This window comes from Bacteroidales bacterium MB20-C3-3, assembly GCA_035609245.1.
Classification (GTDB): domain Bacteria; phylum Bacteroidota; class Bacteroidia; order Bacteroidales; family UBA932; genus Bact-08.
The window spans coordinates 188,994-213,259 of record CP141202.1; the positions used below are offsets into that span (position 1 = coordinate 188,994).

General features: G+C 37.0%; 19 protein-coding genes and 2 tRNA genes. 8 read left to right on the plus strand and 13 right to left on the minus strand.

Going from position 1 to position 24,266, the window contains the following annotated elements; translation table 11 throughout:
- Nucleotides 1-12 precede the first annotated feature (12 nt).
- The 7 genes from gnd to U5907_00885 all read left to right on the plus strand — a co-directional run bounded on the left by gnd (nucleotide 13) and on the right by U5907_00885 (nucleotide 9,301).
- Nucleotides 13-1,461, plus strand: a complete 1,449-nt coding sequence (gene gnd / locus U5907_00855; GenBank protein WRQ33210.1) for a decarboxylating NADP(+)-dependent phosphogluconate dehydrogenase — start codon at nucleotides 13-15, stop codon at nucleotides 1,459-1,461.
- 11 nt (nucleotides 1,462-1,472) lie between these two features.
- On the plus strand, nucleotides 1,473-2,972 hold the full coding sequence (gene zwf, locus U5907_00860) for a glucose-6-phosphate dehydrogenase (protein WRQ33211.1): 1,500 nt from the start codon (nucleotides 1,473-1,475) through the stop codon (nucleotides 2,970-2,972).
- Nucleotides 2,969-3,682, plus strand: coding sequence for a 6-phosphogluconolactonase (pgl, locus tag U5907_00865; GenBank protein WRQ33212.1), 714 nt, complete (start codon nucleotides 2,969-2,971; stop codon nucleotides 3,680-3,682). Before zwf ends, pgl begins: the two co-directional genes overlap by 4 nt.
- A gap of 39 nt (nucleotides 3,683-3,721) precedes the next feature.
- The gene (locus U5907_00870) at nucleotides 3,722-4,096 is read left to right on the plus strand and encodes a response regulator (GenBank protein ID WRQ33213.1); all 375 of its coding nucleotides are present in this window, start codon (nucleotides 3,722-3,724) and stop codon (nucleotides 4,094-4,096) included.
- On the plus strand, nucleotides 4,093-6,519 hold the full coding sequence (locus U5907_00875) for a prolyl oligopeptidase family serine peptidase (protein ID WRQ33214.1): 2,427 nt from the start codon (nucleotides 4,093-4,095) through the stop codon (nucleotides 6,517-6,519). The genes U5907_00870 and U5907_00875 overlap by 4 nt, the downstream gene beginning before the upstream one ends.
- Before the next feature lie 78 nt (nucleotides 6,520-6,597).
- Nucleotides 6,598-6,969 carry a hypothetical protein gene (locus U5907_00880; GenBank protein WRQ33215.1) on the plus strand — a complete coding sequence of 124 codons (372 nt, stop codon included), beginning with the start codon at nucleotides 6,598-6,600 and terminating at the stop codon, nucleotides 6,967-6,969.
- A gap of 31 nt (nucleotides 6,970-7,000) precedes the next feature.
- Entirely contained in the window at nucleotides 7,001-9,301 is a 2,301-nt protein-coding gene (locus U5907_00885; GenBank protein WRQ33216.1) for a TonB-dependent receptor, read from the plus strand.
- Nucleotides 9,302-9,309: 8 nt separating this feature from the next.
- Here the strand turns inward: U5907_00885 and U5907_00890 are convergent, their stop codons facing one another.
- The 11 genes from U5907_00890 to mscL form a co-directional block, all read right to left on the minus strand.
- Nucleotides 9,310-10,074 (minus strand): patatin-like phospholipase family protein, encoded by a 765-nt coding sequence (locus U5907_00890; protein WRQ33217.1) that lies wholly within the window; start codon nucleotides 10,072-10,074, stop codon nucleotides 9,310-9,312.
- Between the two features lie 5 nt (nucleotides 10,075-10,079).
- Nucleotides 10,080-11,336, minus strand: a complete 1,257-nt coding sequence (locus U5907_00895; GenBank protein WRQ33218.1) for a response regulator — start codon at nucleotides 11,334-11,336, stop codon at nucleotides 10,080-10,082.
- Nucleotides 11,333-12,400, minus strand: coding sequence for a chemotaxis-specific protein-glutamate methyltransferase CheB (gene cheB / locus U5907_00900; GenBank protein WRQ33219.1), 1,068 nt, complete (start codon nucleotides 12,398-12,400; stop codon nucleotides 11,333-11,335). The genes U5907_00895 and cheB overlap by 4 nt, the downstream gene beginning before the upstream one ends.
- A 7-nt stretch (nucleotides 12,401-12,407) precedes the next feature.
- Complete coding sequence (locus tag U5907_00905) at nucleotides 12,408-14,543, minus strand: response regulator (GenBank protein WRQ33220.1); 2,136 nt, start codon at nucleotides 14,541-14,543, stop codon at nucleotides 12,408-12,410.
- Between the two features lie 4 nt (nucleotides 14,544-14,547).
- Nucleotides 14,548-16,041, minus strand: a complete 1,494-nt coding sequence (locus tag U5907_00910) for a methyl-accepting chemotaxis protein (protein WRQ33221.1) — start codon at nucleotides 16,039-16,041, stop codon at nucleotides 14,548-14,550.
- A 2-nt stretch (nucleotides 16,042-16,043) separates the two neighbouring features.
- On the minus strand, nucleotides 16,044-16,547 hold the full coding sequence (locus tag U5907_00915) for a chemotaxis protein CheW (GenBank protein ID WRQ33222.1): 504 nt from the start codon (nucleotides 16,545-16,547) through the stop codon (nucleotides 16,044-16,046).
- Nucleotides 16,544-17,995, minus strand: coding sequence for a CheR family methyltransferase (locus tag U5907_00920; protein WRQ33223.1), 1,452 nt, complete (start codon nucleotides 17,993-17,995; stop codon nucleotides 16,544-16,546). The genes U5907_00915 and U5907_00920 overlap by 4 nt, the downstream gene beginning before the upstream one ends.
- Nucleotides 17,985-18,452 carry a chemotaxis protein CheW gene (locus tag U5907_00925; GenBank protein WRQ33224.1) on the minus strand — a complete coding sequence of 156 codons (468 nt, stop codon included), beginning with the start codon at nucleotides 18,450-18,452 and terminating at the stop codon, nucleotides 17,985-17,987. Before U5907_00925 ends, U5907_00920 begins: the two co-directional genes overlap by 11 nt.
- A gap of 328 nt (nucleotides 18,453-18,780) precedes the next feature.
- Nucleotides 18,781-19,929 (minus strand): iron-containing alcohol dehydrogenase, encoded by a 1,149-nt coding sequence (locus U5907_00930; GenBank protein ID WRQ33225.1) that lies wholly within the window; start codon nucleotides 19,927-19,929, stop codon nucleotides 18,781-18,783.
- A gap of 108 nt (nucleotides 19,930-20,037) precedes the next feature.
- Nucleotides 20,038-20,110: transfer RNA gene (locus U5907_00935), tRNA-Lys, on the minus strand.
- Between the two features lie 49 nt (nucleotides 20,111-20,159).
- Nucleotides 20,160-20,585, minus strand: coding sequence for a large-conductance mechanosensitive channel protein MscL (gene mscL / locus U5907_00940; protein WRQ33226.1), 426 nt, complete (start codon nucleotides 20,583-20,585; stop codon nucleotides 20,160-20,162).
- Between the two features lie 67 nt (nucleotides 20,586-20,652).
- Here mscL and U5907_00945 point away from each other — a divergent pair, with 67 nt between their 5' ends.
- Nucleotides 20,653-22,320 carry a putative transporter gene (locus U5907_00945; protein ID WRQ33227.1) on the plus strand — a complete coding sequence of 556 codons (1,668 nt, stop codon included), beginning with the start codon at nucleotides 20,653-20,655 and terminating at the stop codon, nucleotides 22,318-22,320.
- A 3-nt stretch (nucleotides 22,321-22,323) separates the two neighbouring features.
- Here U5907_00945 and U5907_00950 read toward each other — a convergent pair whose 3' ends face one another.
- Together U5907_00950 and U5907_00955 are read right to left on the minus strand one after the other, a co-directional pair.
- Nucleotides 22,324-23,946 carry a WG repeat-containing protein gene (locus tag U5907_00950; GenBank protein WRQ33228.1) on the minus strand — a complete coding sequence of 541 codons (1,623 nt, stop codon included), beginning with the start codon at nucleotides 23,944-23,946 and terminating at the stop codon, nucleotides 22,324-22,326.
- Nucleotides 23,947-24,112: 166 nt separating this feature from the next.
- Nucleotides 24,113-24,185: transfer RNA gene (locus tag U5907_00955), tRNA-Lys, on the minus strand.
- Nucleotides 24,186-24,266: the final 81 nt, after the last annotated feature.

A 24,266-nucleotide genomic window follows, 5' to 3' on the forward strand; every position in this document is an offset into this window, starting at 1 on the left:
AAAGAAATTAATATGGAAAAATCTGATATAGGATTAATCGGTCTTGCCGTGATGGGAGAGAATCTTGTGCTTAACATGGAGAGTAAAGGATTTAAGGTTTCAGTATATAATCGAACTTTCGAAACAACAGATAAGTTTATTAAAGGAAGAGCATCCGGTAAAAAAATAGAGGGCTTTCAGTCAATGGAGAGTCTGGTATTATCACTTAAATTACCTCGCAAAATTATGCTTATGGTGAGAGCGGGCTCAGCTGTTGACTCTGTGATAGAGCAACTGATTCCTCTCTTATCTCCCGGAGACATATTAATTGACGGTGGAAACTCTAATTTTAAGGATAGTGAGAGGAGAGAGAGTTACCTGGCTCACAAAGGACTTCTCTTTGTTGGATCAGGAGTATCAGGAGGAGAGGAGGGGGCATTAAAAGGCCCATCTGTTATGCCTGGAGGAGCTGAGGAGGCGTGGAGCCATATTAAGCCGATTTTTACATCTATAGCAGCTGTAGCAGAGGATGGAGAACCTTGTTGTGCCTGGACAGGTTCCGGAGGAGCGGGCCATTTTGTGAAGATGGTCCATAATGGGATTGAATATGGTGATATGCAGCTTATTTCAGAGGCTTATTCTGTTATGAAGAGTATGATGGGTATGTCTAACGAGGAGATTTCCAAAGTATTTGATGAATGGAACAGAGGAAAATTGCAGAGTTATCTTATAGAAATAACAGCTAATATTTTAAAACATAAAGATAGCGACGGGGGGTTTCTTTTGGATTACATTCTGGATGCTGCAGGGCAAAAAGGGACGGGAAAATGGAGTGTCGAGAGTGCTATGGATTATGGTGTCCCTCTTAATCTTATTGCAACCTCTGTTTTCGAAAGATCTCTATCGGCCTCAAAAGATTTAAGAATAGAGGCATCAAATCATTACTCAATTGACAAGATTTCAGATTCAAACCTTGTTCCCTCACTTGATGAAATAAGTGATGCGCTCTTTGCCTCTAAATTGGTTTCATACGCACAGGGTTTTGATTTGATGAAGAAAGTATCAGATGAGAAGAGCTGGAACCTGGACCTCTCTTCAATTGCAAAAATATGGAGAAATGGCTGTATCATCAGATCAACATTCCTAAATGATATAGCAAAATCATATTATGCCGGCCAAGAGCATAAATCTCTTCTTCTGTCGAATTTTTTCACAACAGAGTTAAAACTTGCTCTCAAAGGATGGAAATCACTGGTTTCAAAGGCATCTCTTTATGGAATTTCATTACCGGCTTTCAGCAGCGCACTAAACTATTTCTATTCATTTACTTCTGAAAATTTACCTGCAAATCTTATACAGGCTCAAAGAGATTATTTTGGAGCACACACTTTTGAAAGAAGAGATTCTCCAAGAGGGGTTTTCTTTCATGAAAACTGGACAGGTGAAGGAGGGGAGACAAAATCAGGAGTTTATAATGCTTAATCCTTCTTACTATGAAGAGTAATGTAATGGTGATTTTTGGAGGTTCAGGAGATTTGGCAAAAAGAAAGCTAATCCCGGCTCTGTATATGCTTCATAAACGCTCCCTCCTCGAGAATGATTTTAAGATTATCGCAACAGGAAGGAGTATATTGACATCTGACCGGTTTAGGGAGAGAGCAGAAGAGTCTCTGAGTAAATATATAAACAAAAGTGATTTTGAAAGTGGCTGGGTTGAATCATTTCTTCCAAGACTCTCATATTTTGTTTCAGACCCGGAAAGTATTAATGATGTAATGTCTCTTGGAGAGAATATCAAGGAGCTGGCTGGTAATGACTATAGAGTGCTATTTTACCTTGCTACCCCTCCATCATTGTACGAAATCATACCTGGTAATCTGAAAGAGGCAGGCTTGGTATCATCATCAACACGAATTATTGTTGAGAAACCATTTGGATATGATCTGGCTTCGGCAAAGAGAATGAATGATATTCTCAGATCTGTCTTCAAAGAGAAGCAAATTTTCAGAATAGACCATTTTCTTGGTAAAGAGACAGTCCAGAATATACTGGCTCTTCGTTTTGCTAACGGAATTTTTGAACCACTCTGGAACAGAAATTTTATAGAAAGAGTTGAAATTACAGCCGTCGAAAATATGGGCATTGAAACCCGTGGGGGATTCTATGACAATACCGGTGCTCTCAGAGATATGGTTCAAAATCATCTCATTCAGCTACTTGCACTTGTTGCTATGGAGCCACCCATTGCATTTAATGAAAAGGAGTTCAGGAATGAGGTTGTTAAAGTGTACAGATCCTTGAAGCCACTCTCTGAAGAAGAGATTGAAAGAGATGTAATCAGGGGACAATACATTGAATCACACTTAAAAGGAGGGAGGAGAGTTCTCCCTTACAGAGAGGAGAAAAATGTAAATTCTCAATCTATGACTGAGACTTTCCTCGCAATGAAGGTAAATATTTTAAACTGGAGATGGGAGGGTGTGCCATTTTACATAAGAACTGGTAAACAGATGCCAACAAAGGTGACTGAAATTGTAATTCATTTTAAGCCAACCCCGCACAGATTATTCAGTAGCAGAGATGAGTGTCCTGAACAAAATCAATTGATTATCAGATTACAACCCAACGAGGGAGCAGTTTTAAAATTTGATGTAAAGCTTCCGGGATCTGGCTTTCAAGTAAAACAGGTACCAATGGAGTTTACTTATGATAAACTTGGAGGTGTCCAGTCAGGAGACGCATATTCGCGACTAATAGAGGATTGCCTTAACGGAGAGTCGGTTTTATTTACAAGAAGCGATGCTGTAGAAGCCAGCTGGAACTATTTTGATCCAATATTAAAGCATTGGAGGGAGAATCCAGTAACTCCATTATACGGGTATCCTGCCGGAACATGGGGACCTGATATAAGCGACAGAATTATTGACGGAGGCAAAAAATGGAGCAATCCTTGTAAGAATCTTACAGATACTGATAAGTATTGTGAATTATGAAAACTCCTTCAGAATTACTTAGTGACAGGATAGTATCCTTGCTTGCATTAGAAGAGTTTCTCAATAGAAACCTCAATATAGCAATATCCGGAGGAACTTCGCCGGATAGACTTTTTGCACTTTGGGCTGGTCCCTACACTAATACCATTGACTGGCGAAGAATCAATATTTTCTGGGTTGATGAAAGGTGTGTGCCGCCGGATCATCCTGACAGTAATTATGGCAGGGCTTATCAAAAATTTCTAAAAGAGATCCCCCTTAATGAAAATAACATATTCAGAATAAAAGGTGAGATCAATCCAACAGAAGCAGCCTCCTCTTATGAAAAGATTGTTAAATCAGTATTGGGAGAATCAGGAGGATTTGACCTGGTCATCCTCGGTATAGGTGATGATGGACATACATCCTCTGTTTTTCCTGGACAGAGTGATCTATATTTTGCTCAAGAGCTATACAAAAACTCCGTAAACCCATATACCGGTCAGAACAGAATAGCCCTAACTTTGCCGGGTATACTTAAATCAAGAGAGATTATTTTCTATCTCAATGGATCCTCTAAAAAGAGTGTTTTGGAAAAAATGGAGGATAATATATCAGATAACCTTCTTCCGGCTGAATTCATAATTAAAAATGCAATTAAGAGCTTTGTTTACTGGGACAATGCTCCCGGAATTGCTTTTGTCAAATTAAATTCTATATTTGTAAAATAGATAGTCCAGTTTGGTAACATCTAACATAAATCATTTGAAATGGATACCCATATGAGAATACTAGTTGCCGAGGATGAAGATACAAATTTCCTATACCTCTCCGCTCTTCTCAGGAGATTTCACCACGATGTCCTCAGAGCATCCAACGGACAGGAAGCCATTGATATTGTTAAGACTGACAGTACACTGGATTTAGTACTTATGGATATTAAAATGCCAATTTTAAATGGCTTTGACGCTCTTAAACAAATTAAAATCATTAAACCGGCACTACCTGTAGTTGCACAAACAGCCTACGCCCTTTCTGATGATGAGCAGAATATCAGAGCAGCCGGGTTTGACGGCTATATTGCAAAGCCGATAATGAAAAATCAACTACTTAATATTTTAGAAACTATAACGAAGCATCTATGAAACTTTCCAATCTTAAATGGTTAATATTGCCATTACTTATTCTGTTTTCATCACTAAGTGGAAATGCACAAGAAAACATCAAGTACCAGACACCTCCAGCAGAGATAATGGAACTTGCCGATTATGAAAGAACTCCTTCTGTAATGCTTGATTCTCGTAACGAGTTTATGATTTTTACTTACAGAAGCACCTACAAAAGTCTGGATGAATTGAATCAGCCGGAGTTCAGACTTGCTGGTCTTAGAATTAATCCTGTTGTGAATATCTCATCTACAACCACATATGTAAATAATATTAAGATAAGAAAGGCCAGTGAAACTTCTGAGGTGCAGGTTACAGGTCTTCCTGATAATCCAAAAATTACAAGTCTCCAATTTTCACCAGATGAAAAAAACTTGATTTTTACCCATACTTCTGATAAGGGAGTTGAACTCTGGGTAGTAGATGTAGCAGGTAGATCAGCCAGAAAACTTTCAGACAGATATCTCAATGCTAATATGGGTAATCCGGTAACCTGGTCCAGAGATGGATTATATGTTCTGGTAAGACTTCTGCCTGAAGAGAGAAGAGCTCTTATTGACGAATCTAAGAGCCTGCCTGAAGGACCGATTGTTTCTGTTAGTGAGGGAAAGGTATCACAAAACAGGACATATCAGGATCTGCTTAAGAATAAAAATGACGAAGCAAATTTTGAAACTCTTGCCACTTCAGAATTATGGATAATTAATCTGGATGGGTCTAAAAGTAAGTTTCTTGATCACGCAATATTTGCAGGCGAGAGCTTTTCTCCTGATGGGGAGTATGTTATGGTTACAACAGTTGAGAAGCCTTTTTCATATATTGTCCAGCTGAACAGATTTCCACAGGTTACTAAAGTTTATACAAAACAGGGTGCATTGGTAAAAGAGGTAAATAATGTTCCATTAATTGAAATTCAACCAAAAGGTTTTAGCTCTACAAGAGTAGGTAAAAGATCAATGGACTGGAGAGCAGATAAACCAGCTTCACTCTATTATGTTGAGGCACTTGATGGCGGAGATCAGTCTGTGAATGTTGAGTTCAGGGATATGCTATATACCTGGGATGCACCGTTTAACAACGAACCTAAACCACTTGTAAAGGTTCCTCAAAGATTTGCCGGTGTTACATGGGGTGATGAGAATACTGCTGTTCTGAGAGATATGTGGTATGACACAAGAATGACATCTGTTTATCTTTTTTCTCCTTCACAAATGTCATCAGAACCTAAACTGATAAATAAGAGAAACAGACAAGATATCTACTCGGACCCTGGCTCTTTTGAAACAAAAAAGAATGAGTTTGGCAGATATGTTCTAGCGATTGAGAATGGCAATCTGTTGCTAATAGGAGATGGATATTCAAAGGATGGACAGTTTCCTTTTATTGATGAATTTAATCTAAAAACCTTAAAGACAAAAAGACTCTATCAATCATCATATACTGATAAAAAAGAGGATCTGGTATCAATAGTAGATTTTAAGAAAGGAACAGTATTAGTTCGTATTCAGTCCAAAACAGAATATCCAAACTATTTTATTAGGAATTTTAGAAAAAAAGCAGACTTACAAGTTCTTACAGATTTCTCAAACCCTTTTAAAAAATTAGAAAAGGTCCATAAAGAGGTTATTAAATATCAGCGAGCAGATGGAGTTATGCTGTCAGGTACACTATATTTACCAGAAGGTTATGACAAGAGCAGCGGGAAAAAGCTACCTCTTCTTATCTGGGCATACCCGGAAGAGTTCAAAGATGTAGCCTCTGCAAGTCAAAGCACTCACAATCCAAACGAATTCACAGCTCCTTCATACGGCTCATTTCTATACTGGGTTGTAAGAGGATACGCAGTCCTTGATGACGCTTCGTTCCCTATCATTGGCGAAGGTGATGCAGAGCCTAACGATACTTTTATTGAACAATTGGTTGCAAATGCAAAGGCAGCAATAGATGCTGTTGATGCTCTCGGTTATATTGACAGAACAAAAGTGGGAGTTGGCGGGCACTCATATGGTGCATTTATGACAGCTAATCTTCTTACTCACTCAAATTTATTTGCAGTTGGAATTGCAAGAAGTGGTGCATACAACAGGACTCTGACACCATTTGGATTCCAGAACGAACAAAGAAATTACTGGGATGCACCAGCCGTTTACAATACAATGTCACCATTCATGAATGCATCCAGGATGAAAACACCTATGCTCCTTGTACATGGTGAGGCTGATAATAATCCCGGAACATTTACCCTCCAGACAGAGAGGTATTTTCAGGCTCTGAAAGGTTTGGGAGCTCCTGTAAGAATGGTTATTCTTCCAAAAGAGTCGCACGGCTATGCTTCAAAACAAAACATCCTTCATCTGCTATGGGAACAGGATCAGTTTTTTGAGAAGTACCTTAAGAGGTAAATTTCTTATAAAAAAATTTTTTAAGGGCAATACCAAAAGTATTGCCCTTTATTATTATTTTTGCAGGCCGATAAGAAGATGGAGAGAGTTAGAAAAGGGGTTTTTAAATATTTGGTGTTAATCTCATTCGTTGCATACTATAGTGGTGCAACAATGTTTTACCATACACACAAATCAGACGATTTTGTTATCGTTCACTCGCATTTCTATTTTGGAGGAGAAGCTGCAGCACCAAATCATTGTCACAGCTCCTCATCAATAGCTTTAATTTCCCTTATTTCTGCATCTCTGCACTTTCTGGCAACCAGTTTAATTCTATACGCATTTATTTCCAAGCTGCTCTCTGTTTTACAATATTTAAATGATTGCAGTTTCATTGATCATACAATATTAAAAAGCTCTTCCAGGGCTCCTCCCTCAATCAGTTTTTCTTTTTATTCCGCATATTAGAAATAAATTAAGACTAACTGATTATTATTAAATGAATAAAAAATATTGTTCTGCAATTTTTATATTGCTAGTTCCTTCGTTACTGTTTTCACAAGCTACTTCTATTGGAGAATCAATTTCAACTATTAAGGGTCATATTCTTGAAAAAGAGACAGGGCTACATATTCCGTTTGCGACAATACATATTGAGGAGGCCAATATCTCTTTCCCGGCAGACGCAACAGGCCACTATCATAAAACAGGGATAAATTCGGGAAAATATAGAATTAAAGCATCCTCCCTTGGTTACATTTCAAAAGATACTCTGGTTGAATTAAAAAAGGGTGTGGGATATGTTATAAACTTTGAACTTGATGAGAGTTCTCTAAATATGAATGAAATTGTTGTAACAGCAACACGGAATGAATCTAAAAGAAGGGAGTCTCCGTCTGTTATCAATGTAATTGGAAAAAAATTATTTGAACAATCAGCATCAAATAATTTAAGTCAGGTATTGAATTTTCAGCCCGGTGTCAGGGTTGAAGTAAGTTGCCAGAATTGTGCAGTAACACAGGTTAGAATTAATGGTCTGGAGGGGCAATATTCTCAGATTCTTCTTGATAGCAGACCTATTTTCAGCTCGTTGGCAACAGTATATGGAGTAGAGCAATTGCCTTCAAGTATGATTGAAAGGGTAGAGGTTCTCAGAGGGGGCGGCTCTGCCGTTTTTGGATCAAACGCAATAGGGGGAGTAATTAATATTATTACTAAAGAACCTATCAGAAATATTGTATCTGTATCTAATCAGACAACCTCTCTTGGAAATGGATCAATGGATTACTCTACTTCTCTTAACAGCTCCTTTGTATCTAAAGACTTTAATACAGGAGTCTATTTATTCGGGATGATAAGAGACAGGGACGCATATGACAGAGATGGAGACGGATTCAGTGATATGCCTGTCTTAGAGGCTAGTACATTAGGCTTCAGAGGATATCATAAGTTTAATCCTAACGCAAAACTAACTTTGGAGTATCACCACATGAATGAATTCAGAAGAGGGGGGGATTCATTGAACAGGCCTCCACACGAATCAAATGTTGCTGAGCAGGTGAAACATAAAATCAATGGCGGCAGTGTTAAATTGGATCTTAATTCCAGTGATTACAGACAAAGGTTATCAATATTCTCTTCTGCTCAGAAAATTGGACGAGACAGCTATTTTGGAACAGATATGGACCTGAATGCATATGGGAGAACTGATGATATTACTCTCTCTGCGGGAGCACAATATTCACTTAATATCAAAAAGTTCCTTCTGTTACCGGCTGAGTTTACTGCTGGTTTTGAGTATAATCTTAATCATCTTAATGATGTTATGCTAGGATACTCAAGAACAATTGACCAGAGAGCAGTTACATATGGAGGATACCTTCAGAATGAGTGGAAAAATGAGAAAATCAGTATCTTACTTGGAGCAAGACTGGATAAAAATAATCATGTAAAGAATCCGATATTTTCTCCCAGATTAAATTTAAGATACTCACCTAAGGAAAATATTGCTTTCCGAGGGAGTTATTCAAGTGGTTACAGAGCCCCTCAGGCTTATAGTGAAGATTTACATGTTGAGGCTGTAGGAGGAAATGTAACTCTTATTGTTATAGATCCAGAGTTAAAACCAGAATATTCCAATAGTATCAGTGCCTCTGCAGATTATTATTTTTTTGCAGGAGCAGTGCAAATGAATACACTAGCAGAGATCTTTCATACAAATCTAAAGGATGTTTTTGCTCTTAAGCCTTTTGGGAAAGATGAGGCAGGCAATACTCTTCTGTTAAGAAAAAATGAGAGTGGTGCAATTATTTCAGGTGCCAATCTGGAAATAAAGGCAAATTATGGTAATTCACTATCTGCACAAGCAGGGCTTACTTTACAATCCAGCAAATACAAAGAAATCTATAAATGGTCAGACAATGATGACGTTATTGCTGACAGGAGAATGCACAAGACACCAAATATTTATGGTTATATAACACTATCCTGGAATCCAGTTTCTGCGATCAATCTGTCGGCAACCGGTGTTTATACAGGAGCAATGCTAATGCCTCATTTTGAAGGTTATATTCCGGAGGACAAGCTTGAGACTACACCATCTTTCTGGGATTTGGGATTAAAAATTTCCTATGATATTAAAATTGGAGTGGAACATACAATTCAAATTAATGCAGGTGTTAAAAATCTTTTAGACTCATATCAGAGAGACTTGGATAAAGGATCTTTAAGAGATGCCGGCTATGTTTATGGTCCGGGTACACCCAGAGCCCTCTTTGCAGGGATTAAGATAGACCTTTAATTTAAATGTTAATCAGTGAGCAGCGGATTCTTCTTGAGTTCGCTGCTCATCGCTTCATATCCCATTTGGAAAATAATGTCAACCTTGTTTAAATCAAAGGTTTTAAATTGCATTACACTTTCCACTTCAACAAGTATATCGCACATTCTTTTATCCTCCATTGTGTTAGCTCTGAACATAAAATGATAGGTTCTCTCTGCAATACCAACTATATTTTTTGAGTATTTCTCTGTAACAAGCGGACTGGCATTAATCCCTATTACCTTTTTGCATTGGTCTCTTATTATTGATACAGGAAAGTTTTTAAATATTCCTCCATCAGCATAAAGATGACCATTAATCTCAATTGGATTAAAAATCACAGGGACACATGCAGAGGAGGTAACTTTCTTGATTAGATCTCCTTCAGAAAAAACTTCATATCTACCCTCGTCAAGATTTGTAGAGACAACTTTTATGGGTATTTTTAATTCTTCAAATGTCCTGGCTTTAATATTAGATTTTAGCAGTTGGATGAATCCGGTAGGTTTGAATAGTCCGTTTTTTGGGATATTAAGTTCAACAAAATTATTGAAGGCCTTATCATTGAAAAGATTAACTATTTTTTCTGGAGAATTCCCTCCGGCATACAGAGCCGCAACAACTGCTCCGGCACTGGTTCCGGCAATAATATCCGGAATTATTCCTCTCTCTTCTAGTGCTTTAAGTGCTCCTGCGTGTGCAAAGCCCTTTACACCACCTCCTGATAACGCTAATCCAATATTGTATTTCATTATACTTAACTTAAGGTAAAAAAGAATTTTGCACCCTCTCCCTTTTTAGATTCTGCCCAAATTGCTCCTCCATGTCTGTCGATTATCCTTTTAACAGTAGAGAGACCAACTCCAGTCCCTGAATATTCTTTACCGTGATAACGGACAAAAGGCTTAAATAAATCATCTGCTTTCTCAGAGTCAAATCCGGAGCCATTATCTTCAATGCAGTACACTCTACTTCCAAATGACTCTTCAGCATAGAACTTAATAGCGGGTGAAGGAGTATTTGCACAGTATTTAAAGGAGTTACCGAGCAAATTATCAAGTACAATTCTCATTAAACTTTGGTCTGCATTTGCAACTATCCCATTCTGAATCTCCAGCCTTGGATTAAAACCTGGATATCTTAACAGAAGATTTTCAGTTTCCTCTCTTGCAATTTGAGATAGATCTGCACTCTCTTTTTGCAACACAACTATCCCGGATTGAGAGAATGCAAGCAAGTCTTTAATGAGTTGTGACATCTCATTGGCAGATAGTCTTATATGTTCCAGATACTCTCTCTCCTCACCATTAATTGAACTATCAGGATTGTCAAGTATTGCAGCTGCAAATCCCATAATAACAGATAAGGGAGATTTCAGGTCATGTGAAACAGATCTTGAGAATGAATCAAGATCATTGTTAGCTTGTTTAAGCTCTTCGTTAGATTTTTCAAGTTGCGACTTAATCTCTGAAAGTTCTGCATTTCTATTGGTTGCAGTTTCATATACTGAAATCAGCAAATCGATTATTTGCCTTTTGGAAGAGGAGATAAGATATTCATTACCCCTGAATTTCAGTTTAATCTGAGACCTGTCTTCAGTTTCATTAGATATTAATCTATTTTCAAGTAAATGTTCTACCCTAAGAAGTATCTCCTCCTCTTCATATGGCTTTGTAATAAAATTGTCTGCACCTGATTGAAGGCCTTTAATAATATCATCAGGATCCTGGAGTGCAGTAAGCAATATCACCGGTATATCTTTTAAATATTCATTAAGCTTAATTTTAGTGCAAAATTCAAATCCGCTTATACCTGGCATTATAACATCACTGATAATAAGTGCAGGCTTTGACTCCAGTATTGAGGAGTAGGCATCTGATGCATTATGATACATCTTGTATGCCATCCCATATTTCTTGAACAGATATTCCAGCCTTTTTGCTTGAACAATAGAATCTTCACAGGCAACTATATGTCTGTTATTAAGTAGCGTGGAAATCTTATTTTGGATCATTTCGTGTATATTAAATTTAATTTTTTTGCTATATCTACTGGCGAAAGTATCGCACAAGCTGCTCCCAATTTTTCTGCCTCGCCCGGCATCCCATATATAAGTGCACTAGTGCTATCTTGAATAAATGTAAAAGCTCCTGCGTTTTTCATTCTATTGAGCCCTTCCGCACCATCCTTTCCCATACCGGATAAAATTATTCCAATTGATTGTTCTTTGTAATATTTGGCAACACTATAAAACAGAACATCAACAGATGGTTTATGAAGGGTACTTATTTCGCTCTCTGTAATAATTGAAATCCTTCCATTTTTAATAATCATATGCCTATCAGGCGGAGGCATATATATATTACCTTTATATGGCTCCTCTCCCTCTTCTGAAATTACTGCTTTCAGACTTGAAAATGAGTTTAGCCAGGCAGTAAAACCGTGTGTGAAAGAGGAGTCTATATGTTGAACAAGGAGAATTGGCAGAGGGAAGCTTGGAGATAGTTCTGAAAGGAACAATTTTAATGCTTCAGGACCACCGGCTGATGAACCAATTGCAACAACCTTAGCATCAGTGCAAAATCTGCATACATCTTGTTTTAATGTAGTTTTAACATGAGAGGGGTTATGATTGTAGCCATTGTTCCTTCTTACTACCTTAACTTCTGCCATTAATTTTACTGCGTTGAGGTATTTATTGGCTGATGGCTCAAATGTTTCGTGACCGGGGCCATGAGGTTTTGGCAGCACCATAACAGCTCCTGCCTCCAACTCTTTTATAGCAGTCATAACATCGGCATCTCTGTAGATTGAACTTACTATAATAACGGGAACAGGATTGAAGCTCATTATTCTTTTTGTAGCCTCTATACCATCCATTACAGGCATATTGATGTCCATGCTCACAACATCCGGCTTGTGTTTTATAGTCATTTCAAAGGCCTCTTTGCCATCTGAAGCCATTGCTACAACCTCTATTGAAGGATCATCTGAAAGAATACTTGCCAAAAGTCTTCTTCCCACAGAGGAGTCATCCGCAATAAGCACTCTTATCTTTTTTCCCTCTCTCTTTTTCATAACAGTTTCAGATTAGTCGTCGGATTGTGTCGGTCAAGTTACTTTTCTCAAAACTTCCCTTTACAATATATGCATTAGCTCCTGCCTCCAACCCCTTCTGCATGTCCTTAGGAGACTCAAGAGTAGTAACAAGGATTACCGGCAGATCTGCCAGGTTTTCATCATCTCTGATTTTTCTGGTTAATTCAAAACCATTCATATTAGGCATTTCAATATCTGTAACAACAGCATCAAATGTATCTCTCTGAAGCTTTTCAAATGCGTCTGCTCCATCAATTGCTACATCAGTTTCGTATCCTGAATTTTCTACAATGCTTTTTAACATACTTCTTACAGTGATAGAGTCCTCAACAATAAGAATTTTTTGAATCTTATTAACTGGACCAACAACGGAAGAGGCTTCTCTGATCCGTCCGGATTCACCACCTAAGGTGCTTTCAATTAGTTCAGAAACATTGACTACTGGTATTAAAATACCATTGCCAACCATTGTTACACCGGTAATTTTATGAATGTTTTTCAATTGTTTGCCAAGAGGTTTAACAATCCCTTCAACCTCTTCAAGAATCTCGTCAACAACAAAGGCCATTTTCTTATTGTTTGAGTTTAGGATAAGAGATGGTTTCATTGATGACTCAACAATGCTCTCATTGTTCAACCCCAGAGATCTCCCCAAATCCATTAACCCAATATGCTCTCTGTTAATTATTATTGTTGACCTGCCTCCTGAAGTTATTACATCGGAGTCAAGTACCCCGATAACTTTATCAATAAAAATAGAAGGAATTAAAAACTTACCTGACCCGCAACGGATAAGTAAGCCTCTGAAGGTAGCAATGGTTTGAGGTATTTTAATATTAAAAGAGGTGCCAACTCTCTCTTGAGATGAAATGGTTACAGAGCCGCCTAGATTACATATTTTTTCAGCAACAATTGCCATTCCTAAACCCCTTCCTGATATTTCTGTAATCATTTCACTTGATGAAACTCCTGACGCGAAAATAAGGTTCATCTTCTCTTCATCGCTCATTAGCTTAACCCTGTCAGAGTCAATTATGCCATTTTTTATTGCAGACTTAACAACTTTGTCAAGTTTTATCCCCCCTCCGTCATCAGAAATAACAATATTCAATTTAGCATCAGCTCCTTTACTTACAATAATTCTTATCTTACCTGATGAGCTCTTACCTGCGGAAATCCTCTCATTTGTGCTCTCAATTCCATGATCTGCACAGTTTCTTATAAGATGTACCAAAGGGTCTTTAAGCTCCTCAAGTATTCTTTTGTCAATTTCAAAGTGATCCCCGGATATTTCAACAGTGATCTCTTTGCCTTTTTCCCGGGAGAGGTCGCGTACAATTCTGGGAACAATATTAAGTATTGTAGAAAAAGGCATTAATAAAGTTGATCTGACATCAATAATCAGATCATCTATCATTCTGTTTGCAACCTTTATAAACCGGGTGAGATCCCCATAAAGAACCTCCAGTCTCTCATTGAAATGAACTGTTTTAGCCTCCTCCAACTCATTTTTATAAAAGGCCAGTGTTGTTTTTATTGCTATCAGATCCTCTGATTGAGATAATATTCGGTTAAGCTTATTTAAAGATACTCTGATTGTCTCAGTTTCATTTTCGGAAACTTTGACAATTTCACGATCAAGAGCAGGCTCAGGTATAACCGGATGTTTCTCTTCTTTTTTATTAAGAGAATCATTGGACTTTCTGGAAATTGAGTCTTTTTGAACAAATTCGAGATTCTTAATTATTTGGACTAGATTTGGCAACTTCCGTTCATTACCGGTAGATTTGAGGTTTGAAAGCATAAACCTTAAGGCGTCGACAGATTTATGCATAACATCAAATAATGAGTCGTAAAGCACCCCATCCCCATTTTTAATAATACTCATTACACCCTCCATGGCCATGCATACCTTTTCTGTTTCAGAAAGATTTACAGCTCTTGCTGCACCCTTAAGAGAGTGAGTGTCTCTGTATACTCGCTCAAGAACAGAATAATCTGGCGCATGAATACTCTTTTCGAGTTCAATCAAGCCCTCATCTATAGAAGAGATGTGCTCATCTGCCTCCTGTCTGAAATCCTCAAGTAGCTCTTTAAGAAGATCGTCCTGATTTATTGCCATTAAACTATAAATTATACTTTAAAATAATTGTCTTAAGATTTCTGCCAAGCAGGTGAATCTTTTGAGCAGTATCTTGTGTATGACTGATACCTGTTACATTTTGCTCACTTGCACGCTTAATATTTTCCATAGCAGGAACAATCTGATCCATACCAGCCATTTGCTGTCTTGTTGATGAAGAGATCTGTATTGCCGCCTCAACTGCATCTTCAACATTATCAGCCAGTATGTCAATAACCTCCCCGCTCTCTTTAACTCTTCTAATACCCTCTTCAACGCTTCTCGCACCCTGATCAGTTACACCAACGGTAGAATTTACAGATTTGTTTATTTCATTTAGTATCTCTTTAACTTGCTGAGTTGCTTTTTTTGACTGATCTGCAAGTGATCGTATCTCCTGCGCAACAATTGTAAAACCTCTTCCGTGTTCTCCTGCTTTGGCCGCTTCAATAGCAGCGTTTACAGCTAAAAGATTAGATTGATCTGCAATATCGGCAACAGTAGAAGTAATCTCAGCAATAGTTCTGTTTTGATCAGAGAGCTTTACAACAGTCTGAGAGATAAGATTCATTTGATTGTCAATATGCTGAATAGCTTCAGTAAGCTTCTTAACAGATCCTCTTCCCTTGTCGGCAGAATCGGATGCCTTTTGAGAACTTTCCATTAGAGACTGAGCTTTCTGATTTGAAACCATAGCAGTCTGTCTGACCTCCTCTATAGTTGTAGTTGTTTCTGTTACTGCAGTAGCTGTTTCAGCAGCTCCTGCCGAAATTTCTGTAACAGCACTTAAAATGTCAGATGATGCATTTCCGAGAATCTCAATCCCTGCTTTAATTTCGTATGATATTTTCCTTACAATTCTGAGAGTCCATATTGCCATGGCTATTACCAAAAGAACAAGAATAGATCCAAGCACCTGAAGTTGCCATACAACTATCCTCTCTGCTTTTTTTGTCAGAGTCTCAATCATAGCTTTCTTTTCCAGCAGATTGGTCTCAATTGCAATAGATTTACTCCTTATCATTTCATAAAGAACATTCTGCTCCTTATCTACCAGTTGTTTTGCTTCAAGATTTTTTCCGTTAGACAAAAGATCTACCATAATATTCCGGTTTGAGACATATTTATGTACATCTTCTGTAAGATCTTTCATCATCTCTTTCTCTGCAGTGTAAGGAGTTAAAAGACTATCAAGCCCTTTAGTCTTTTGAATAATATCAACCTGCTTTTGTTCAATTTGGTCAATTATATCAGTTGTTGAAATTTTTTCAGGGTTAAAAAGAGCATCCAGACTAAGTGCTCTGAGTCTGTTTTCATCAGCTCTCAGGCCGGTTAGTTCATATGCAATGGTATCAAGAAGAGAATTCTCAACTATTACATTGGTCATTCTTTTATGATTTGTGTATGAAATTACAGAAAATAGTACAGTAGATACAACTATAACTGTAAAGCCAATGATCATCTTGCCTCTTGTTTTTAATTTAAAAATGTTTTCCATAGTTATTCAATAATTATCAATTTACTTTCTGTTAATGCTACACCATTAAGAATCAAAGCCCCGTTTGGACATATACCTTCAACAAACTCTTTGTATAGTTCACTGTAGTTATCAGGTATCTGAGATTTTAGTGAGATTAAACTCTCAGTAAATCCCATAACTTCATCAGCAATTAAGGCATATTCTATATCTCCGTTAGAAATAAGAATTAGCTTGTTCAATTCAGATAAACCATAGTCCTTTTGTGCCAAAAAGCTACTAATGTTAACAGTAGAATATATGTTACCTCTTACATTTACTACCCCCTTGACAAAATGGGGTACTCCGGGTATATCAGTGAAAGATGATGCTTTAACAACCTCTTTAACCCATTTCTGTTCAATTGCATATAATTGCTTTACTACTCTGAATAACAAGTATTTAGTCTCGCGTTGAGCTGTTTGATCAGAATGTACTAGAGCATTCTTAACAGCTCTTTCTCTCAATATATTTCGTGACTCTTTCATAGGCTATTATCAATAAATTTACTTATAAACTCACGAAGTCTCTTAATATTCATTCCGTGGAATAATCTTTCAACCTCCTCCTCTTTGATTCTGCCTGTTATATCCATTGCGTTTCTGTAATGTATCATTGCTGCTTTTGTATTCCCCTCATCTTTCAGAATATTACCAAGCATAAAATGAGAGAGTAAATTATCAGGATTTATATAAAGACCTTTCTTAAACATTGTTTTCGCTTTGTTAATCTCATTGTTTTCTGCCAGAATTGTCCCATACAAATAGTATGTGTCATCAGATGCAGGATTTTGAGATATAATCTTGTCAAGCACATCTGTAGCCAATTTATATTGGCCAGAATTTGCATAGCTTTTTGCAAGAATATTTAGTATGGTGAGATCGTCATTACCCTTATCAATCTCAGTGAGAGCTATCTTTATACACTCAATATACTTGCTCTCATTAAACAAGAGTTCAAGTTCATGAGAAACAGGTCTTGAGTAAGTTAACTCTTCTTTAACATCTCTTAATTGTCTCTTTTTATTTTTATCTAATGGGATTTTATTACTTACGCTCTCCTGGATTCTTTTACTAATTCTTTCATTCTGATTTTTCTTAATCAGATCACCTTTTCGGTAAAATATTCCATCATCACTGTATACTTTTGAAAATTGAGCAAAAAGTTCATCATTTAACTCTACTTGACTTGAAATAAACCAACCATCATCTTTAAGAATTTTATGGAATCTCTTAGAAATATTTTTAATATGATTATGGTTTAAGTACATAAGTACATTTCTGCAAAATATTATGTCAAGATTCTGGTATCCATCTGATTCTCCGGGATACATGTCAGAAACTAGATTCAGAATATCAAATTTCACACACTCTTTTATCTTGTCGGAGATTCTGAAATTTTCACCCTCTTTTGTAAAATATTTTTTTGTATATAAGTCCGGGATCTCTCTAAAAGACCATGGAGTATATAGCCCGTTGCGAGCTTTGGTTATAACATTAGGGTTTATATCTGTTGCAATAATTTCAAAGTCATTTTTTCTTAGTTGAGGAAAGTGCTCATTAATAATAATAGCTATAGTGTATGGCTCTTCTCCCGAACTGCAACCAGCACTCCAAATCCTAATCTTATCTTCTCTTTTATTTTTTATTAATTGAGGAAGGATTGTGCTAATAAACATAGACATGGCAGGTTTCTCCCTAAAGAAATATGTTTCGCTTACAGTCAGGTAAGCAGCCAATACCCTCTTCTCTTCTGAAGATAGTTTATTGCCAGATGCAGATACCTTTTCAGAAAAAGATTCAATATCTTCAAATCCAAGAGTAATAGCTGCTTCTCTCAGATTTTTAGAGTACTCTTCGAATTTTTTTTCTTTAAGAGAGAGTCCCAGAGTCTCCTCAATAATCCCTGTAATGCTGGTGATTTTATTATTTAACATCTTCAACAATCATCTTTCTAACCTCCTCTTCTTCAGCTTGAGAAAGAAGATTTTCTGTGTTGTAAATATAATAGATGCCCTCACTGTCAGAATAGAATTCAAGCTCACTCATCCCCGGCACAATCTCCTTATAAGTACGAATTGACCCCTTTTCAACGCTCTCTACACCAAAAATCATATCAGCAATTATCGCAATTTTAAGATGTTTAAAGGCCAGTATCGTAAAGAAATTCTCTGAAAGGATATCTCTGTCAGGTAGTGAGAATCGTCTCCTGAGAGAAATAACAGGAATAATTTCACCACGGAGATTTATAATGCCACAGATAAAGCTTTTAGTATTATCACCAGGGGTAACCTCTTGTGCCATAATTATACTATCTACCATCTTAACAGGAAAGGCAAATTTTAAATTATCAAGCCCGATAACAAGAACGGTAATATTCTCTTTGTTCATCATATTAATCAATTCAATTGTAAATATAGCTAAACATTTGTAAACTTTTCCTCCTGTCAGAGGTTGTTATTGTGTAAAATAATTTATGATATATATATATTTACTAATGATCAGAATTTGTCTTTTGTAACTTAGAATAATTTAAAGATTATATAATCCTTGAACCATTGGGAATTTGACCTGGTTTTGGTGAAAATGTATTAAAGATGTTTGTCTCTCAAATGATACTGTGATGTCACATAGAAAGAATAAAATTAAGAAGGCCGGAATAAATAGTATTTCCGGCCTTACAGTTTATGCACTTATTAATGGATTTATTGATAAATAGAAATTATAACACCCATTCAAGAATTTTTTTTGTGGTTTCAGATGTTACACTTCTGTTTTCTCCGTATTTTACGCCCCTTTCATTGAATCTTCTTACAATTTCTTCTATTGTTGCAACATCTCCTCCATTCTCTGATAGTTTAATTTTGAGGCCGAGTGATTTAAAAAACTCTTCTGTCTTATTTATAATTAGTTTAATAGTCTCTTCTTTGTTCTCGCCTTCAATATCAAAAACTCTTTTTCCATACTGAAGAATTTTGTCACCTTTTTCATCCCTTAATACCCACATTGTTCCAGGTAATACTATTGTAAGTGTATGACCATGTGTAAGGCCAAGAAGGGCTGTTAGTTCGTGCCCAATCATGTGAGTAGCCCAATCTTGAGTAACACCCATGGAGACAAACCCGTTCAGTGCCATAGTAGCTGACAACATGAATGATGACATAGCATTGTAGTTTGTCTGATCATTAAGTGCAACAGGAGCTGTTTCAAGAATAGTCTGAAGAATTCCCTCTGCCCAGCGATCCATCAAAGGAGATTGATCAGGAGTAGTCAGATATTGCTCCATTACATGTATAAAGGTATCAGCAAGTCCGCATGCAATCTGATGTTTGGGTAAAGTAAAGGTTGTTTCAGGATCAAGAACAGAAAAGACCGGATGCTTTGAATAGAATGCAAATTTTTCCCTTTTTTCCCTGTTTGATATGACTGCACCACTATTCATCTCTGAGCCGGTTGCAGGTAGAGTAAGAACAGAGGAAAGCGGAAGAGCGGGCTGATTTGTCCAGTCTCTTTTTAGCACAATATCCCATGCATCACCTTCATAAACAATCCCTGCAGCAATTAATTTTGAACCATCAATAACAGATCCGCCTCCAACAGCTAAAACATAGTCGCACTTTTCAATTTTGCCAAATTCAATTGCTCTTCTTAATGTAGAAATATCAGGATTTGCTTCAATTCCCCAAAATTCAACGAAATTATGCTGATCTAAGGCATTCACAACTTGATTGTACACCCCGTTTGATTTTACACTGCCTCCTCCAAATGTGACAAGTATTTTCTTCTCTTTGTTAATTTCATCTTTTATGGAAGAGATGGTTCCTTTTCCAAAAATTATTTTTGTTGGATTTTGAAATATAAAATTATTCATAATTGATTTTTGTATAGAACAGATGTAATGAGTCATTTGTTCATTAAAAACAGAGGCCTACATTTAGGTGAAAACACCAAGTAGACCTCTGTTTTAATATTTAATTTGTGGTCCCGGTGGGGATCGAACCCACGACCCCAACATTAAGAGTGTCGTGCTCTACCAACTGAGCTACAGAACCTTTTTACAGGCTGCAAAGGTAGATAAAAAAAGCTCTTAATGTCTCTTTTTTATTGTTTTTTTAGGAGATCTCTAATCTCTTTAAGTAACTGTATATCTTCCGGCGGAGGAGGAGGGGTGGCAGGAGCTGCAGGTTCAGCCTCTTTTTTCTTGCTAAGATTGTTCATAAATTTTATCATCATAAAAATAGCAAAAGCAATAATAACAAAATCAAAAGTAACCTGAATAAAGTTTCCGTAATTAATTGTTACCGCAGGAATAATCTCACCTGCAGCATTTACTATTTGCTCCTTTATTGTAATCTTCAGATCAGTAAAGTTTACTCCGCCAACAAGAAGTCCTATTGGTGGCATTATTACATCAGAAACAATTGAAGATACTATTTTCCCAAAGGCTCCGCCAATAATTATACCTACTGCCATGTCAACTACATTGCCGCGCATTGCGAACTGTTTGAATTCATTAAGCATTTTCATAGTCTAAAAAATTAATATTCATTTCAAATATAGATAATTAAATCCTATTTTTGAAAAAAAAGTCGCTATGGAATGGATAAGCAAACTTCTTTCCAGTGAGGGTATTGCTCAATCAGTATTAGTTTTGTCATTAGTTATCTCTGTTGGTATTATTCTCTCCAGAATTAAGATAAAAGGGATTTCTTTAGGCATTACCTGGATTCTTTTTTCAGGAATTATTTTTTCCAATTTGGGTTTTTTACCATCAAAAGATATATTGCATTTTGTAAAAGAATTTGGGCTTATCCTATTTGTTTATTCTATTGGCCTTCAGGTTGGACCCGGTTTTTTTTCATCGTTTAAAAAGGGTGGCTTAAAACTGAATATGCTTGCGGCTGCAATTGTTGTAACAGGTGTAATAGTAACAATTATAATTCATATTTTTTCAGATATACCTCTCCATACTATGGCAGGGATAATGTCAGGGGCAATCACAAATACACCTGGTCTTGGAGCTGCCCAACAAACATTTTTTGATCTGAACGGTGTAAGTGACCCTTCAATAGCAACCGGTTACGCAGTTGCTTACCCTCTTGGTGTTGTAGGGATAATATTATCAATAATATTTTTAAAGTCAATTTTTAGAATTGATTCAAAAGGGGAGTACGAAAAGTATATAAGCAATGAAGGGGATAATCCTGAGGAGACTATTAAGCAATCTTTTAAAGTGGCTAATCCGCAGCTGTTTAATTTAAAAATTAACCAATTAAAAAAATATTCAGATAAACCATTCGTGATTTCAAGATACAAAACTCCGGATGGCAGCATTACTATAGCAGGAGCCGATACACTGCTGATGAGTGGAGGGGAGGTCCTGGTAATACTTAGAAAATCAGATAAAGATGCCTTCTCTGCTCTTTTTGGAGGGGAGTCACTGTACAATGATGACGAGTGGATGACATATGATATGAATGTAATTCCAAGAAGAGTTCTTGTTACAAAAGAGGCAGTCCATGGTAAAAGTCTTGCCAGTTTAAAACTTGGAAAGGCATTTGGAATTATTGTAACAAGAATAAACAGGGCAGGAGTGGACCTTGTTCCCAGGCCTGATTTGAGACTTCAAATTGGAGACCGTCTTACAGTAGTTGGTTCTGCCGATTCTGTTGAAGCTGCTGCAAAAGTTATTGGGAATTCTCAGAAGAGACTTCGGGAGCCGAATCTTGCTGCAATTTTTATTGGAATTGCTGCAGGAATTCTTTTGGGGAGTATCCCATTTCTGATACCGGGAATTCCCCAGCCTGTAAAACTCGGACTTGCAGGAGGCCCCTTAATTGTGGCAATTTTGATAAGCAAATTTGGCCCAAAGTTCAAACTTGTAGCTTTTACAACAATGAGTGCAAATCTTATGTTGAGGGAAATAGGAATATCTCTTTTTCTTGCATGTGTCGGCCTGGAAGCAGGTAAAGGGTTTGTAGACACAATCCTTAATGGTAACGGATGGTTGTGGATGGTTTATGGTTTTGCAATAACAGTACTGCCAATTCTCATTGTTGGGTTTATTGCGAAAAGGTTTATTAAGCTTAACTTCTTTTCAGTAATGGGGCTAATTGCCGGAAGTACTACTGATCCCCCTGCACTGGCCTTCTCAGGAAAAACGGCAGGGAATGATATCCCCGCCGTGACTTACGCAACTGTATACCCGCTGACTATGTTTTTAAGAGTTCTTTTTGCGCAGTTGCTTATTATGTTCTCCTGATAACTATCTTAAAAGAAGGTTTAATCCTGCGTTTCTGGCATATTTCAGACTTAAAACCCTGTTGTTTCCGGCAGTGAGTATCAAAACACCCTCCTCCTGAGATTGTAATGTAAAACCTGACGCCTTTGCAATTTCAAGAATTGAATTAGCTACCTCCCTCTCTTTACCGGCAAGATCTCCAAATATCTTAATATTTGCACTTATGTCCTGCAAATATGAATTTTCATTAAATACATATCCTTTAACAACATTCTCCCAGTATGCTCTCCCCCACATATCTCTCAACATCTCTCTTTCAGTTATAGCAACCCCCATCTCAGAACTAAAGCCCAGTGAGATGATAGATTCCATGTCTGTTACTGATCTTTTAGTGCTTAGGGTTCTTGAAGATTTAAGCGTCTCCGCATTTCCTGAGCCTAGTAATTCTGCAACTTGTGATGCAGGGGCTTCAATTGAAAATTTCCATAATTTACCAGGAGCAATAACCTGAAAGAGTTCAGCAATATTTCTTTTAAAACTTTGAACTCCAAAAGAGACTTCAGAGGGTGGTATGTTTGCAACAACCTCAAAATAATCCTGCTCGCCTACTCGCTTTCCTTTAGAGTCTATTAGTATAAACCTATCCCTGACCTTTGCGAATATAAAGCCTTGATTATTCCCGGTATGATCTGTAAATTCAACATTTGAAGATTCTCTGTTTTCTGAGTCGATAACAAACCAGACATCTCCCTTTTTCACAATAAAAAATCCTTTGCCTGAATTCAGAATATTGTCGAATTCAGCAGGAATTATCCGTTTTCCTGTAATATCTGAAACACCCCATTTAGTACCATCAAAGTATGTAAATGTTTTAAATTTAGGGGGTGTTACTGAAACAAACTCTCTTGAAGGTTTAATTAATTCTTCGTTATTCTTTGAAACAAATCCCCATGCTCCATCATCAACAGATTTTAAAATTCCAATCAAACCTCCTGAAATAGATCCTGTTGTCTCTTTTATTTCATCATCAAGTTTTTGAATCTCCTCTCCCTTGTTATTTATAAGCAACCATTTACTTCTCTCTCCCTCATCAGATTTCACGATAGCCAGCCCTTCACTGAATGAAAAAGCTTCAGAATACTGAGGAGTTACAGCTATGTTGCCCTTTTTGTCCACATATCCTTTAAGTCCATCTTCATTTTGAATTACTGCAAGTCCTTCTGAAAAAAGTGAGCAGGATATTATCCTTTTACCACTCACTTTTTCAAGTTTAAAGACTACATCTCCTTTTGTATTAATAACTGATATAATCTCTTCATCTTCCATTACAGGTGCCATAGACTCTTTAAATGCAGCTGCCTTGTAATATTGAGATCCTATCCTCACTGGTTTTGGATCTGCTTTATAATATTCAAACAGACCATTCTCTTTTTTAACAATATATATGCCCTCCGTGGCAGCAAAAGGTGGAGAGGAATATTCATCAGAGATAATGGCTTTCCCATCTGCGGTTAACACTCCCCAAAGACCATTTTCGCTTTGGCGGAAGGGGAGATGAGTGAATGAATCATCCTTTGAAGAGGTACATGATATTGACAGCACTTGAGTAATTGCTGCAAGTACTGCCCATTTTAATAAATTTTTCATAACTAAGGAGTTTAGATATTCAAATTTAATAAAAAATTAAATATAATGATTTTAAGTTCCGGCTGTCGTGATTTGAAGCCCTGTCGGGCTAATGCGTAGTACACAATATCTTTTATCTTACCCACACAAAAACAGAAGCCAAGCTAATGCTTGGCTTCTGTTTTTGTGATCCAGCTGGGGCTCGAACCCAGGACCCCAACATTAAAAGTGTTGTGCTCTACCTGCTGAGCTACTGAATCTTCCGTTTTGGGAGTGCAAAGATATGCCAACAGAATTATATTTCCAAATTTCTTTTACAAATAATTGAGGAAACACTTAAC